Annotated in this window: 20 protein-coding genes; 11 read left to right on the plus strand and 9 right to left on the minus strand. The window is 64.8% G+C overall.

Translation table 11 applies throughout. The annotated features are described in order from the left end of the window. Positions 1–68 precede the first annotated feature (68 nt). From FIU89_RS17570 to FIU89_RS17605, 8 genes are all read left to right on the plus strand, one after another. Positions 69–728, plus strand: coding sequence for a 1-acyl-sn-glycerol-3-phosphate acyltransferase (locus FIU89_RS17570; RefSeq protein ID WP_152493789.1), 660 nt, complete (start codon positions 69–71; stop codon positions 726–728). Continuing rightward, positions 725–1,675, plus strand: a complete 951-nt coding sequence (locus FIU89_RS17575) for a phosphatidate cytidylyltransferase (protein ID WP_152493790.1) — start codon at positions 725–727, stop codon at positions 1,673–1,675. Before FIU89_RS17570 ends, FIU89_RS17575 begins: the two co-directional genes overlap by 4 nt. Beyond that, a complete protein-coding gene (locus FIU89_RS17580) occupies positions 1,672–2,040 on the plus strand; it encodes a hypothetical protein (protein WP_216647037.1) in 369 nt (122 codons plus the stop codon). Before FIU89_RS17575 ends, FIU89_RS17580 begins: the two co-directional genes overlap by 4 nt. After that, entirely contained in the window at positions 2,037–2,693 is a 657-nt protein-coding gene (locus FIU89_RS17585; protein ID WP_152493791.1) for a CDP-alcohol phosphatidyltransferase family protein, read from the plus strand. The genes FIU89_RS17580 and FIU89_RS17585 overlap by 4 nt, the downstream gene beginning before the upstream one ends. Positions 2,694–2,754: 61 nt before the next feature. Further along, positions 2,755–3,207: a DUF3429 domain-containing protein gene (locus FIU89_RS17590; protein ID WP_152493792.1), complete on the plus strand. Its 453-nt coding sequence runs from the start codon at positions 2,755–2,757 to the stop codon at positions 3,205–3,207. Beyond that, positions 3,204–3,809: a class I SAM-dependent methyltransferase gene (locus FIU89_RS17595; RefSeq protein ID WP_152493793.1), complete on the plus strand. Its 606-nt coding sequence runs from the start codon at positions 3,204–3,206 to the stop codon at positions 3,807–3,809. Before FIU89_RS17590 ends, FIU89_RS17595 begins: the two co-directional genes overlap by 4 nt. After that, positions 3,802–4,269 (plus strand): ribonuclease HI, encoded by a 468-nt coding sequence (gene rnhA, locus FIU89_RS17600; RefSeq protein WP_152493794.1) that lies wholly within the window; start codon positions 3,802–3,804, stop codon positions 4,267–4,269. The genes FIU89_RS17595 and rnhA overlap by 8 nt, the downstream gene beginning before the upstream one ends. Beyond that, positions 4,266–4,889: a trimeric intracellular cation channel family protein gene (locus FIU89_RS17605; RefSeq protein WP_152493795.1), complete on the plus strand. Its 624-nt coding sequence runs from the start codon at positions 4,266–4,268 to the stop codon at positions 4,887–4,889. The genes rnhA and FIU89_RS17605 overlap by 4 nt, the downstream gene beginning before the upstream one ends. A gap of 1 nt (position 4,890) precedes the next feature. Here the strand turns inward: FIU89_RS17605 and FIU89_RS17610 are convergent, their stop codons facing one another. From FIU89_RS17610 to def (FIU89_RS17630), 5 genes are all read right to left on the minus strand, one after another. Beyond that, positions 4,891–5,130 carry a GlsB/YeaQ/YmgE family stress response membrane protein gene (locus FIU89_RS17610; RefSeq protein ID WP_152493796.1) on the minus strand — a complete coding sequence of 80 codons (240 nt, stop codon included), beginning with the start codon at positions 5,128–5,130 and terminating at the stop codon, positions 4,891–4,893. Between the two features lie 28 nt (positions 5,131–5,158). Further along, a complete protein-coding gene (locus FIU89_RS17615) occupies positions 5,159–5,401 on the minus strand; it encodes a hypothetical protein (protein ID WP_152493797.1) in 243 nt (80 codons plus the stop codon). A 385-nt stretch (positions 5,402–5,786) separates the two neighbouring features. Continuing rightward, positions 5,787–6,692 carry a methionyl-tRNA formyltransferase gene (gene fmt / locus FIU89_RS17620; RefSeq protein ID WP_152493798.1) on the minus strand — a complete coding sequence of 302 codons (906 nt, stop codon included), beginning with the start codon at positions 6,690–6,692 and terminating at the stop codon, positions 5,787–5,789. A gap of 17 nt (positions 6,693–6,709) precedes the next feature. After that, on the minus strand, positions 6,710–7,204 hold the full coding sequence (gene def, locus FIU89_RS17625; protein WP_152493799.1) for a peptide deformylase: 495 nt from the start codon (positions 7,202–7,204) through the stop codon (positions 6,710–6,712). Between the two features lie 4 nt (positions 7,205–7,208). Further along, complete coding sequence (gene def / locus FIU89_RS17630) at positions 7,209–7,733, minus strand: peptide deformylase (RefSeq protein WP_152493800.1); 525 nt, start codon at positions 7,731–7,733, stop codon at positions 7,209–7,211. A 139-nt stretch (positions 7,734–7,872) separates the two neighbouring features. Between def (FIU89_RS17630) and FIU89_RS17635 the strand changes: the two genes are divergently transcribed. Continuing rightward, entirely contained in the window at positions 7,873–9,042 is a 1,170-nt protein-coding gene (locus FIU89_RS17635) for a MalY/PatB family protein (protein ID WP_152493801.1), read from the plus strand. A 103-nt stretch (positions 9,043–9,145) separates the two neighbouring features. Here FIU89_RS17635 and FIU89_RS17640 read toward each other — a convergent pair whose 3' ends face one another. Beyond that, positions 9,146–9,496: a hypothetical protein gene (locus tag FIU89_RS17640; RefSeq protein WP_152493802.1), complete on the minus strand. Its 351-nt coding sequence runs from the start codon at positions 9,494–9,496 to the stop codon at positions 9,146–9,148. A gap of 101 nt (positions 9,497–9,597) precedes the next feature. Continuing rightward, positions 9,598–10,128, minus strand: a complete 531-nt coding sequence (locus tag FIU89_RS17645; protein ID WP_152493803.1) for a DUF6882 domain-containing protein — start codon at positions 10,126–10,128, stop codon at positions 9,598–9,600. 270 nt (positions 10,129–10,398) lie between these two features. Here FIU89_RS17645 and FIU89_RS17650 point away from each other — a divergent pair, with 270 nt between their 5' ends. Further along, positions 10,399–11,379 carry a glutathione S-transferase family protein gene (locus FIU89_RS17650; protein WP_152493804.1) on the plus strand — a complete coding sequence of 327 codons (981 nt, stop codon included), beginning with the start codon at positions 10,399–10,401 and terminating at the stop codon, positions 11,377–11,379. Between the two features lie 153 nt (positions 11,380–11,532). Then, positions 11,533–11,823: a 50S ribosomal protein L28 gene (gene rpmB / locus FIU89_RS17655; RefSeq protein ID WP_152493805.1), complete on the plus strand. Its 291-nt coding sequence runs from the start codon at positions 11,533–11,535 to the stop codon at positions 11,821–11,823. A 210-nt stretch (positions 11,824–12,033) separates the two neighbouring features. On the opposite strand, the gene FIU89_RS17660 is transcribed toward rpmB, so the two are convergent. Next, positions 12,034–13,181 (minus strand): IS3 family transposase gene (locus tag FIU89_RS17660; protein WP_152493699.1). Its coding sequence is split into 2 segments (ribosomal slippage): positions 12,034–12,908 and positions 12,908–13,181, totalling 1,149 coding nucleotides; the frame shifts between segments, so codons are not numbered across the junction. A gap of 159 nt (positions 13,182–13,340) precedes the next feature. Continuing rightward, complete coding sequence (gene rpe, locus FIU89_RS17665; RefSeq protein WP_152493806.1) at positions 13,341–14,024, minus strand: ribulose-phosphate 3-epimerase; 684 nt, start codon at positions 14,022–14,024, stop codon at positions 13,341–13,343. Positions 14,025–14,151 lie beyond the last annotated feature (127 nt).

Here is a 14,151-nt window from a genome sequence, read left to right on the forward strand (position 1 = left end):
GTCAGGATTTCCTGTCTTCCCAATTCACCCTGTAACTGTAGGCTGCCCCGAAAGACGGGACCCATCACGTGACACGCAGCTTCCTTGCCTGGTTGACCGGCAGCGCCATCACCACCTTCGCGCGGCTTATCACGGCCGTTCGCGCCGTATGGGACGGCTCCGAGCCCGAACCCGTCCAGCGGGTCTATTTCGCGAACCACACATCCAACGGCGATTTCATACTGATCTGGACGGTCCTGCCCCCGAACCTGCGCCGCGGGACACGCCCTGTTGCCGGCGCGGATTACTGGCTCAAATCCCCGCTCAAGACCTTCATCGGCCGCGATGTCTTCAACGCGGTCCTGATCGACCGCAACAACGAGACCCGGAACGAGGACCCGATGAAGCTCATCCTCGAAGGGCTCGACACCGGCGCCTCGCTCATCATCTTCCCCGAGGGCACGCGCAACACCACCGACAAACCCCTCCTGCCGTTCAAGAGCGGGCTCTACAACATCTCCGACGCCCGCCCAGAGGTGGACCTGGTCCCGGTCTGGATCGACAACCTCAACGACGTCATGCCCAAGGGCAAGCTGGTGCCGATCCCGCTTCTGTGCACCGTCACCTTCGGTGCGCCAATCCGCGTCGCGCCAGGCGAGGAGCGCAAGGATTTCCTCAAGCGGGCCGAAACCGCCCTCTTGGCGCTCGCCCCGGCCGATGACACACAGGCAGAGGAGGCCCGGGCATGAACGAAACGCACGCGGATTTCCTGACCCTGCTGGCGGGCATAATCGGCATCCTCATCGTCGCCAGCGGGATCGGCTACGTGCTCAAGCAGCGCATCGCGCCGGATGGCTCCAACGCCACCATCGAGAACCTCAACGCCCGCATCCTTGCCTGGTGGGGCATGACGGCGTTTCTCGCCGTTGCCTTCCTCGCCGGGCGAGGCGGCGTGATCGCGCTTTTCGCCTTCACCTCCTTCGCCGCCCTGCGCGAATTCGTGACGCTGACCACCCGCCGCGCGTCCGACCACTGGGCCATCGCCTGCGCCTTCTTCGTGATCCTGCCGGCGCAATACTGGCTCATCTGGGACGAATGGTACGGCATGTGGTCGCTCTTGATCCCGGTCTACGCCTTCCTCATCCTGCCCATCATCGCGGTGTTGCAGGGCGACAGCCGCAATTTCCTGGTCCGCATCAGCCAGATGCAATGGGCGCTGATGATCTGCGTCTTCTGCGCCAGCCACGTGCCCGCGCTCCTCTTCCTCGACATCCCCGGTTTCGAGGCGCGCAACGTCCTGCTCATCGCCTTCCTCATCGTGGTGGTCCAGCTGTCGGACGTCCTGCAATACACCTGGGGCAAGCTCTTCGGCCGCCATCCCGTCGCGCCCTCGCTTTCGCCCTCCAAGACCTGGGAAGGGCTCATCGGCGGCGTCGCCTCGGCCACGCTGATCGGCACCGCGCTTTTCTGGATCACGCCGTTCACACCCTTGCAGGCGGCGGGCATGTCGCTCGTCATCACGCTCGCCGGGTTCTTCGGCGGGCTGGTCATGTCGGCCATCAAGCGTGATCGGGGCGTCAAGGACTGGGGCCACATGATCGCCGGTCACGGCGGCTTCATCGACCGCCTCGATTCCGTCGTCTTCTCGGCCCCGCTCTTCTTTCACCTGACCCGGTACTACTGGTCGCTGACGTGAGCCTCGAACGCTCGAACCTCGCGCACATGGCAGGCGGTTTCGTTCTGATGGGCGGCTGGGCGGTCTTTGCCAACGCGGCGCACCCGATGCCCACGCCCTTGGTCTCCGGCGTCGTGCAGGGCGTTCTCTCGGCCACGATCACTCTTGCCCTGAAAGCGGTGATCGAACACCTGCTGCCGCGCATCTCGGGGCTGCCCGGCCTGATCCTGTCGCCCCTTGCCTGCGCGGCCATATCGGTCACGCTGCTGTCGCTCGTGCACCGCGCCGTCGGCACGCCGGAAATCGCCACGACACTCGCCTTGCCCGTCACCGTCGCCACCAGTTACGCCGCGCTTTACAACCACCGCCTGAGGCACGCCCCATGACCGACACCCGCCGCCCCCTGAACAGCCGCGACACCGGCTGGGCGCGCCGCACCGCCCGCTGGCTCAGCCGCACGTCGCTGACCCCCAACCGCATCAGCCAGGGCTCCATCCTCTTCGCGGCGCTGGCCTGCCTCGCCTTCTGGGCCTCCGCCCACACGGGTACGACCGCCGCCATCGTCCTGCTGCTTCTCGCCGCGCTCGGCTGTCAGCTGCGCCTGCTCTGCAATCTTTTCGACGGGATGGTCGCCGTCGAGGGCGGCAAGTCCGAACCCGACGGCCCCTTCTGGAACGAGGCCCCGGACCGCGCCGACGACCTGCTGATCCTGACCGGCGCGGGGCTGGCCACCGGGCAACTCGCGCTCGGCCTGCTGGGCGGCGCGTTGGCCATCGCCACCGCCTATATCCGCGAACTCGGCCGGGCCGAGGGGCTGGGCTCGGATTTCTCGGGCCCCTTCGCCAAGCCGCAGCGCATGGCCGCGATCACCGCCGGTGCGGTCCTGTCGGCCATCGAACTGGGACTTTTTGAGACGCGCCACGCCCTGCTTGTCGCGCTGATCGTGACCGCGCTTGGCACCGGATTCACGGCTCTCGCCCGCTCCGTCCGTCTAATCCGCACGCTGAAACACCGGGCGCGCGACATGTCTGACACTTGATCCCGCCGGGGCGGCCTTCTAAACCAACTCCGACGCTTGCAGCCAAGGACCGCCCCGCCCCGTGAACGAGATCCCCCGCACACCCCTGATCCTGGCACTGGCCGGCCTGCTGCCGTTCCTGTGGAGCGCGCTGACCGTGCTCTGGCCCGATCTGGCGATCTGGACCCAGCGCGTGGTCGGTCCCCGCTTCGTCGGTCCTTACGTGGGGCTGTTCTACGGCGCGGTGATCCTCAGCTTCATGTCCGGGGTGCTCTGGGGGTTTGCCACGCGCATGACCGGCCCCTCGGCCACCACCGGCTATGTGCTTTCGGTCATTCCCGCGCTCTGGGTGTTCTTCACCCAAGGCGGCGGCGCCTACAAGGCCGGGATCATGCTGATCGTCGGCTTCGCCGGCATCCTCGCGCTGGACTGGCTGTTCTGGCGCGACGGGGTGGCGCCGAACTGGTGGATGCGCCTGCGCCTGGTCATCACCGCCGTGGTCGTGCTCTGCCTCGTGATCGGCCTCACGCAATGAGCCACGACGACCAGACCATCCGGGTCTACGGGTCCGAGGCCGCGCGTTATGCCGACGTGACGAAGGACGCGGGCAAGGACCCGGTGCTGCGCCTCTTTCTCGACAACCTCGCCCCCGGCAGCAGCATCCTCGACCTCGGCTGCGGCCCCGGCATCGCTTCGGGCATCATGGCCGCCGAGGGTCACGCGGTCACGGCCACCGACGCCACGCCGGAAATGGTCGCCCTCGCAGAGGCGCAACCGGGCGTGACCGCCCGTCTCGCGAAATTCGACGATATCGATGAAGTCGCGGCCTATGACGCGATCTGGGCGAATTTCTCGCTCCTGCACGCGCCCCGCGCCGACCTGCCCCGCCATCTGGCCGCCCTCGTGACCGCGCTGAGACCCGGCGGACTTTTTCACATCGGCATGAAAACCGGCACCGGCGAACACCGCGACACGCTCGGGCGGCTCTATACCTATGTCACCGAAACCGAGCTTGCCGGCCTTCTGCGCGCGGCGGGCCTGCACCCGGTCGAGACGCGCACCGGCGCCGATACCGGCCTTGACGGGTCGGTGGCGGAATGGGTCACGATCCTTGCAAGAAAGCCCGCCGATGACTGAGCTCTTCGCCTATACCGACGGCGCCTGTTCCGGCAATCCCGGCCCCGGCGGCTGGGGCGCGCTGCTCCAGGCTAAGGACGGCGAGACCGTCGTCAAGGAGCGCGAACTCAGCGGCGGTGAAGCCGAGACCACCAACAACCGGATGGAACTGCTCGCGGCCATCACCGCGCTCGAGACGCTCTCGAAACCGACGCGCATCACCATCGTCACCGACAGCGCCTATGTGAAGAACGGCGTCACCGGCTGGATTCACGGCTGGAAGCGCAACGGCTGGAAAACCTCGAACAAGAAGCCGGTCAAGAATGTCGATCTCTGGCAACGTCTCGATGCCGCGGCCCAGCGCCACGACGTCACCTGGGAATGGGTCAAGGGCCATGCCGGCCACCCGGAAAACGAACGCGCTGACGAGTTGGCCCGCGCGGGCATGGCCCCCTTCAAGCCCGGCAAGTCCCGCGAATGACGGCGCTCTTTCTGCTCGATCACGCCTCGGTGCTGATTTTCGCTCTGACCGGCGCGCTGGTCGCCTCCCGCGCGCAGCTCGACGTCGTGGGCTTCGCCTTCATCGCCTGCCTCACGGCGGTCGGCGGCGGTACGGTGCGCGACGTGCTTCTGGATCGCAACCCGATCTTCTGGATCGCCAATCCCAGCTTCATCGCCACCGCCTGCGCCGCAGCACTTCTGATCTTCTTCACCGCGCATCTCTTTGAGAGCCGGTACCGCCTGCTTCTGTGGCTCGACAGCCTCGCGCTTGCGGTGGCCGTCCCCGCCGGCGTCGGCACCGCGCTGGCCATGGCGCAGCCCTTGCCGATCGTTATGATCATGGGGATGGTAACCGGCTGCCTTGGCGGGCTGCTGCGTGACGTGGTCTGCAACGAGGTGCCGCTGGTGCTGAAACAGGGCGAACTCTACGTCACCGCCGCATTCGCCGGATCGCTGGCTGCCGTGGCGGTATCGCTGGTCACGCGGCAGGAGCTTTTCATTCTGATCGCCTGCGCCGGCGTCACCTGGGCCCTGCGCGCGGGCTCGCTGGCCTTCGGCTGGCGCCTGCCGGTCTACCGCTCGCGCCCGCCGCGGGCCTGAGCTATTTCCGCGCCTTATACGCCTGGTAGCCCCAGATCAGCACCAGCGCCCCCAGCACCGCGCCGATGATGCCGCCCAGCAGGCCCAGAAACGCCAGGATGCCTTGCAGGATCAACCCGCCCAGCAAGGCGCCCGCCACGCCGATCCCGATGGTCATCAGCGGATCGGCGTCGATCCGCATGATGCGCGTGGCAAGATACCCGGCCACGGCTCCGATGATGACGAGATAGATCAGTCCCATGCCACGCTCCCCTGTCAGCGGCTCCGTGTCAACGCTTCCGGCGCCAATGCGTCGGAATGATGATCAGCGCCCCGATGGACGAAAGGATCGCGTCCACCCCGGGTGCGCCAAAGCGAAAGCCGAACATGATTCGGATGAAATAGAACAGGAAGGCCCCGCCGACGCAGATGATTATGGACTGCAGGATGCCGTTGCGGGTAAAGCCGGATTTCTCGCTGATATAGCCGACGATCCCGGCGATCACCACCGTGCCGAACAGTTGCAGGAACATGAGACCTCGTTGCTCTGGTTGGTGCGATGCTGGCCTGTTTGGGACCCGGACGCAAGCGCAGGTCACCGGCTTTCGGACTGCGCAAGCACAGTCCGACCGGGCGAGGGGCCAGCCCCTCGCGCTCCCCGAAGCGTTTTTCGAAAGACTAAAGCGTTTCGCGATAAACCTGAGTCACAGCTTATCGCGAAACGCAGCGCAACAGCCAATCGTTACACGCGTTTCGCCTATCGCTGATGGCTCAGGTAAAAGGCGAAACGCTTTGGCGAAGCGGCTTTCGGAAAATCGCGGTACGACATTCGGACGTTGCGGGCGTTCTGCCCCCATCCCGGAACACGTGATCGGGGCAGAACGCTTTGGGATATTTTGGGCCAGAGGAAGAGGCGGGTCAGAGGCGGGTGCCCTCGGGTAGCGCCATGCCGCGCAGGAACTCCGCCGTCCCCTGGGGGCCACGTCCGGCCTTCTGCAGGCGCAGGACCTGGACCGCACCGCTGCCGCAGGCAATTGTCAGCGCGTCGTCGAGCACCTCGCCGGGCGCACCGCTGCCCGCGCCGATCCGCGAGGCGAGAAACTTGATGCGCGTGCCGTCGTGATCAGTCCATGCGCCGGGGAAAGGGGAGAGACCACGGATTTGCCGGTCGACCTCCTCTGCGGGGCGCGTCCAGTCGATCCGCGCCTCGGCCTTGTCGATCTTGTCGGCATAGGTGACGCCGATCTCCGGCTGCGGCTCGGGCGTCAGATCCTTCAGTCGCCCGAGCGCCGTCGTGATCGTCTCGGCCCCCATGCGGGACAAACGATCATGCAGCGTCCCCGTGGTTTCCTCCGTGCCGATCGGTGTTTCCTGCCGCAACAGCACCGGGCCCGTATCCAGCCCCGCCTCCATCTGCATGATGCAGACCCCGGTCTTGTCATCCCCCGCCATGATCGCGCGGTGGATCGGCGCCGCCCCGCGCCAGCGCGGCAGCAGGCTGGCATGGATATTGAGGCAGCCATGCCGCGGCGCATCCAGAATGGCTTGCGGCAGGATCAATCCATAGGCCACGACCACGGCCACGTCCGCATCGAGGCCGGCGAAGGCCTCTTGCTCATCTTCGCCTTTCAGGCTGACCGGGTGGCGCACCGTCAGCCCCAGCGCCTCAGCCCGCGCCTGCACCGGGCTGGGGCGATCTTTCTTGCCCCGCCCCGCGGGCCTCGGCGGCTGGCAGTAAACCGCGGCAATCTCGTGTCCCGCCTCGACCAGCGCCTCGAGCACCGGCACCGAGAAGTCGGGCGTTCCCATGAAAACGAGGCGCATGGTTTTCTCCTGACCTGTCAGCGTTGCTTGGCCGCGCGGCGCAACAGCATGTCGCGCTTCACCTTGCTCAACCGATGAAAATACATCCTCCCGTTCAGATGATCGACCTGGTGCTGCACGCTGGTGGCCCAAAGCCCGACGAAATCCCGCTCCTCGACCTCGCTTTCCGCGTTCAGGAACCGGACGGTCACGGCGCGGGGGCGGCTGATCCTCGCGTGCACGCCGGGCAGGTTCGGGCTGGCCTCGTCATGGTCGCGCGTCTGCGCGCTGGCATGCAGGATCTCGGGGTTCGCCATGCGCACCGCCTGTCCGCGCGCATCGCTGGCATCGACCACCGCCAGCCGCTGCATCACCCCGATCTGCACGGCGGCCAGGCCCACGCCCGGCATCGCATCCATGGTGTCGATCATGTCGTCCCAGATCGCGCGCTCGGCATCCGTGACCGCCTCGACAGGGTCGGCGGCCGTGCGCAACCGCTTGTCCGGCCAGGGCACGAAAGGGCGTACGGCCACCGGCCTAGCCCCGCGCCATTTCACGCTTCAGCTTCTGCATCTTGCGCGTGATCAACTGCCGTTTCATCGGGCCGAGGTAATCTATGAACAGCTTGCCGTTCAGATGGTCGATCTCGTGCTGCACGCAGGTCGCCCAAAGCCCGTCGAACGTGTCGGACCGTTCGTTCCCGTCACGGTCGATCCACCTGACATCCACGACCTTGGGGCGCGTCACCTCGGCGAACTGGTCGGGGATCGACAGGCAGCCTTCCTCGTAAACGTTCTTTTCGTCCGAACCGGCCACCACCTCGGGATTGAACATCACCAGCGGGCGCGGCGGCTCGCCGGCCTCGTCGTCCTTAGAACAATCCAGCACGATCAGCCGGTCCATGACGCCCACCTGCGGCGCGGCGAGGCCGATGCCCGGCGCGTCGTACATCGTCTCCAGCATGTCGTCGGCCAGAGCGCGCAAATCGTCGCTCAGGTCCGGAACGGGCGCGCACACCTTTTTCAGGCGCGGGTCGGGATGGATCAGGATCGGTCGCAGCATGGGCGTTATGTAACCGCTCGTCGTCAGGTTTTGAAGCCGGGCGCCCGGCCATCGCGCGAAATGCTTTAGGCGATTGCGCCCGGCCCTGCAACGCCATAGCGTGCGCCCGACACGACCAATACCAACACCGGAGACCACCTTGACTTTCGACGACCCGATCGAGCGACGCGGCACAAATTGCAGCAAATGGGACAAGATGGAACAGATCTATGGCGTCCCCGCCGAGGAGGGGCTGGCCATGTGGGTCGCCGACATGGATTTCCGCCCGCCACAGGCGGTCAGCGACGCGCTGCGCGGGATGCTCGATCCCGGCATCTTCGGCTATTACGGCGATGACAGCGGCTATCGCCGGGCGATCTGCTGGTGGATGGAAACCCGCCACGGCTGGAAGGTGGACCCGTCCTGGATCTTCACCACCCACGGGCTCGTGAATGGCACCGGCATGTGCGTCGACGCCTTCACCGATCCCGGCGACGGGGTGGTGCTGTTCACGCCCGTCTACCATGCCTTCGCGCGGGTCATCACCTCGGCAGGGCGCCGGGTGGTGGAATGCCCGTTGGTCGATGAGGACGGCCGCTACCGGATGGATTTCGCCGCCTACGACGAGATCCTCGACGGGTCGGAAAAACTGCTGGTGCTCTGCTCGCCGCACAATCCCGGCGGCCGCGTCTGGACCAGGGAAGAACTGGAGGGCGTCGCCGCGTTCGCCAAGTGTCACGACCTCGTGCTGGTGTCCGACGAAATCCACCACGATCTTGTCTACCCGGGGCACACGCATACCGTCATGGCCCATATCGACGGTATCGCCGACCGCTTGGTGATGATGACGGCAACCACCAAGACCTTCAACATCGCCGGTTCGCATTCCGGCAATGTCATCATCGCGGACGAGAGCCTGCGCGCGAGATTCGCCGCGCGCATGGCCGGGCTCGGCCTGTCGCCCAATTCCTTCGGCCTCGTCATGGCCGAGGCCGCCTATTCATCCGAAGGGGCGGCCTGGGTCGATGACCTGATGCTCTATCTCGATGGCAACCGGAAACTGTTCGACGCGGGGATCAACGCCATCCCCGGCCTGCGGTCCATGCCGCTCGAGGCGACGTACCTGTCCTGGGTCGACTTCTCCGGCACCGGCATGGGCCGAGAGGAATTCACCGCGCGGGTCGAAAAGACGGCAAAGATCGCCGCCAATCACGGACCCACCTTCGGGACCGGCGGCGAAAGCTTCCTGCGGTTCAACATCGCCACGCAGCGCGCGCGCGTGCAAGAGGCTGTCGCGCGGCTACAGGACGCGTTCTCGGACCTTCAATAGCGTCCGGGGGCGTGGGTTCGGAGTGCGCAGGCGCACTCTGACCGGGGCGAGGGGCCAGCCCCTCGCGCTCCCCGGCCTACTGTCGGAACAGTGAAACCGCGCGTCAGGCGTCGCCGATCAGTGCAACGGGCGCATCATCGGGGCGGGCGAAATCCAGAGGCTGCTCCCCCGACGCCTCGTTGACCACTTTCAACTCGAAACGGATCTCCTGCCCGTCATCCTCGGACGCCACGATCAGGCAGCGCTTGAGATGGCGGGACCCGTCATAAAGGTCGACGAGACCGCGAAGATGCGGCGCGGAACCGGCGCGCAGGGCGAACCCGTTTTCCCAGGCCCGCACCACGTTATGGGACTGCGGTCCGGCCTCGACCCTCAATCGATTGCTTTTCTGCCAGCCACGTGTCCGCGCCTCTTCGAGGCCCGCAAGGATCTCGGGAGAAAGAAAAGTGGTCATGGCAGTCACCTTCGAACAGAATCGCTAGGCGAGAATGTAGGGCTAAACCATGACAGTCACGTAAATTTTTCGCCGCATTGCCGCAATGCACTTGCGACGCGTCACCCGCCCAGAAGCCCCTCGAGCTGATTGCCAAGGTAATAGCAGACCGCCACCTGCCCCCCGGCGCCGTGCGGGCCCATGAACACGCCATCGGCATCCGAAATATAGGCACAGATCGCCTGGAATTCCGCCAGCCGCGCGGCACCTATGGCACCCCCACGGCTCAGCAGTTCCTCGATCTCCTGGCGCTCTCCGAATTGCTGTACGGCCCAGGCGGCCTGCTGCATCTCTACCGGCACGTCGGGATGCCCCCAGGCCCACATCCAGCTGCCATCGTCGGAATAGGTGCCGATGACCTGCGCCTCGGCCGCGATCTCGGGCCCCTCGGGGGGCACGAACACGATCCGGCCCTTCTTCAGGTTCAGCCGGAACTCCGAAACCTCCTGCACCTGCGATGAAACCGCGCTGCCGGCGGTCCGGGTCTTCAGGTGGAACGCCGCGTTGACCGCAAGCTGCCGGTACGTCTCGGGCAATTGGGTCGCCCCGGCATCGGCCTGCCGTCCGGCGAACTCCAGCAGGATCTCGTTCATTTCTCGCTCCTTTTCGGTATGCCGGGTCACGCCCTTGTGCGCCATGGCATGAATGGCGGCACCCGTCACCGTTCACATGTCCGGCACCACGTTCCACGACAAACTCGGCTTCGGCAACCGGCATTCGACCGACGGGCGGGCCGGAGGCCGCGAATTCCAGGCTCCGGGCGCAACTCCCTGTGTGCCGCTGCACAGTCTCTGCGCGGGGATCTGCCCTGCCCGAAACCATTGGCGCGGTTAAGTGTTGGGGGACAGGAAAAGGAGGCTCCGATGGGCGAGTTGATCGACGGCACATGGCATACAGGCTGGTACGACACGAAAAAGCATGGCGGCAAATTCAAGCGGGAGACCTCGAAATTCCGCAACTGGATCACCGCCGACGGCAGTGCCGGGCCAAGCGGCGAGGGCGGCTTCAAGGCCGAAGCGGGGCGCTACCATCTCTATGTCTCGCTTGCCTGTCCCTGGGCGCACCGCGCGCTCGTCTTTCGTCGCCTGAAGGGTCTCACCGACCTGATCGACGTGTCGGTCGTGCATCCCGACATGCTCTCCGATGGCTGGACGTTCGACACCGATTTCCCGGGCGCCACGGGCGACAAGCTATTCGGCCTGCCATTCGCGCGCGATCTCTACATTCGCGCCAATCCCGACACGACCGGCCACGTGACCGTGCCGATCCTGTGGGACATGCAGCGCGACACCATCGTGTCCAATGAAAGCGCCGAGATCATCCGCATGTTCAATTCCGCCTTCAACGACATCACCGGCAACGACGACGACTATTACCCCAAGGAATTGCGGGACGAGATCGAGGACATCAACGAGCGCGTCTATCACACCGTCAACAACGGCGTCTACAAGGCAGGCTTCGCGACGACCCAGGACGCCTACGAAGACGCCGTCATTCCGCTGTTCGAGACGCTGGACTGGCTGGAGGGCCTCCTGTCAGAGCGCAGGTACCTGGCCGGTGCGCAGCTGACCGAAGCCGACTGGCGTCTGTTCACCACGCTGATCCGCTTCGACAAGGTCTATCACGGGCATTTCAAGTGCAACCGCGCCCGGATCGTCGATTATCCCAACCTGTGGGGCTACCTGCGGGAGCTCTATCAATGGCCCGAGGTTGCTCAGACCGTGAACTTCGATCACATCACGCGCCACTACCATTACAGCCACGATATGATCAACCCGCACCGCATCATCCCCATCGGTCCCGACCTTGACCTCACGGCACCGCACGGGCGCGACAAGGGCTGACGCCGAACTGTCAAAAACCCGGCCCGAATCCCTTGACGGGCGATGGCTTTGGCCGTAAAGACGCGCAACGGAATTCAGGGCGCTGCCTATGGCGGTGCCCGTTTGTATTGAGAGGGACCGCCCAAGCGGCCCGACAAAAACGAGGATGAACCCATGTCGCGCCGCTGCGAACTGACCGGAAAAGGCCCGATGGTTGGCAACAACTCCAGCCACGCCAACAACAAAACCAAGCGTCGCTACCTGCCCAACCTGAACGACGTGACCCTGCAATCCGAAACGCTGGGTCGCGGCATCAAGCTGCGCATCACCGCCGCTGCCCTGCGCAGCGTCGACCACCGCGGCGGGCTGGACGGCTTCCTGGCCAAGTCGAAAGATGCCGAACTGTCGGATCGCGCGCTCAAGGTCAAGAAAGAGATCGCCAAGGCCCAGGCCGCCAACGCCTGATCGCCCTTGCGCATCGCACAATACGAAGGCCCTGCCGTTTGGCGGGGCTTTTTTGTTGCGGGCTTGTGTGCGCGAAGAGTGAATTGTGGCTGGGAGCCCAAACCTACTTGGTCCCTTCATTCGTATTCTCTAATTGATCGACTGCTTCAGTTGTGACCTCACTCTCTTCATTTGGTAATAATGGACTTGCCCGGTTTTGGTGGAGAGCGTTTAGCTCACTTCGCGGGCCTTTCGCTCGAATGCTATCGGGCTTTGGAAGCCGAGCGATGAATGGCGTCTGACGGGATTGTAGAACCCGTCGATGTATCTGGCGATGGCGTTTTCGGCCTGTTGGCGGGATTTCCAGGCGACCGGCCAGATCAGCTCCGACTTGATGGTTTTGAAGAACGTTTCCACCATTGAGTTGTCATAGCAGTTCCCGCGCCCGCTCATCGAGATCAAGATGCCACGTTTGCGGAGCCGCGCCTGATAGTCCACCGAGCAGTATTGCGATCCGCGGTCGGAATGGTGAACCAGTCCTGGCTCAGGGTTGCGAGCGGCCAGAGCATGGCGCAGGGCTGCGATGGCGAGGTCACGCTTCAGACGATCACTCGTGGCCCAACCGACGACGCGGCGCGAGAAGAGGTCCAAGACAATGGCAAGGTAAAGCCAGCCCTCTGCCGTCCAGATGTAGGAGATGTCCGCCCCCCACTTCCTGTCCGGACAGTCCGCCGCGAAATCTTGTGCCACGAGGTTGGGCGCCACAGGCCAGGCATGTTCACTGTCCGTCGTCCGTTTAAAGCGCCGCTTTTGCCGCGCGATCAACTGGTTCTCGTGCATCAGTCGTGCCGTGCGGTGCCGCCCTATCTTGAGCCCCTCATCGACGAGGTCGCGGTGCATGCGGGGACTGCCGTAGGTCCCGTTCGACAGCTCAAAGGCCGTTCGAATGTGGGCAAGATGGATCATGTCCTGCTGCTGGCGATGACAGGCAGGGCGGTCCCGCCAAGCGAAGAACCCGCTCTGGCTGACACCGAGAACATGACACATTCGCCGGATCGGGAAGCTGGCCTTCTCCGCCTCTATGAAAGCGAAGCTCATCGACTTGCGTCTTTCGCGAAGAAGGTTGCGGCCTTTTTTAAGATGTCGCGCTCCTGCTTCAGAACCGCGTTCTCGCGTCGCAACCGCTTCAGCTCCGCGTGCAGATCGACCGATGCCTCGACCGGCCCACCAGCGTCCCGCTCGCGACTGAGCCATCGCGTCAGTGTCGAAAGCCCGATCCCCAGATCTTCCGCGATCTCCCGTCGCGTCCGGCCGCTGGTCAGCGCCAGCCGCACCGCTTCACGCCGGAACTCCGGCGTCGGTCTGTTTCCGTTTCCCATAGAACACCTCCTGGTTCCTCAGTTGGTGCTCTCCACTTTTCCAGGGCAAGTCCAAACCAAGGCGTCGTTAGCGACGTCCAAGGTGAACGGCAGCTTGGTCAGCAAAACGAACAACACAAAACCCTTCGTCCGCAGTTCCCGCGCTGCAACGGTCTGGCCTCAGCCCGCCACCGCTGCCCGAATGGCCTGCATGTTCTGCCCGTAGACCTCCGGTGCCTCCACCGATCCACCTTTGAACACCGCAGATCCGGCCACCAGCACATCCGCCCCCGCCTCCACGACCAGCGGCGCGGTTTCCGGCGTCACGCCGCCGTCGATCTGGATATGCACCTCGCGGTCGCCGATCATCTGGCGCAGCCGCCGCGTCTTCTCGACGCCCGACATGATGAACTTCTGCCCTCCAAAGCCTGGGTTCACCGTCATCAGCACTACCATGTCCACCATGTCCAGAACGTATTCGATACTCTCCAGCGGCGTTCCGGGGTTGACGCAGACCCCGGCCTTGCACCCCGCCCCGCGAATGGCCTGCAAGGTGCGGTGGATATGCGGGCCGGCCTCGACATGGGCGCTGATCATGTCCGCGCCCGCCTCGGCATAGGCCTCGATATACACATCCACCGGCGCGATCATCAGGTGCACGTCCATGAAGGTTGTCACATGCGGACGAAATGCCTTCACTGCCGGGGGTCCGAAGGTCAGGTTCGGCACGAAATGCCCGTCCATCACGTCCACATGCACCCAATCCGCGCCCTGATCCTCGATGGCCCGAATCTCGGCCCCGAAATTGGCGAAATCGGCAGACAGGATGGATGGCGCGATCTTGACGGAACGGTCGAACGGCATGGCAGGCTCTCCTTGGGGTTTGCCGTGCACATGCGGGGTTTGGCGCACGCCGTCAAGCCTTGCGCCGCCGGATTGCACCGCACCGCCATTCGTGCCACCAATTGATCCCGCCATTCCGCTCAGGGGG

Origin of the sequence: Roseovarius sp. THAF27, from assembly GCF_009363655.1 — a bacterium.
Lineage (GTDB): Bacteria > Pseudomonadota > Alphaproteobacteria > Rhodobacterales > Rhodobacteraceae > Roseovarius.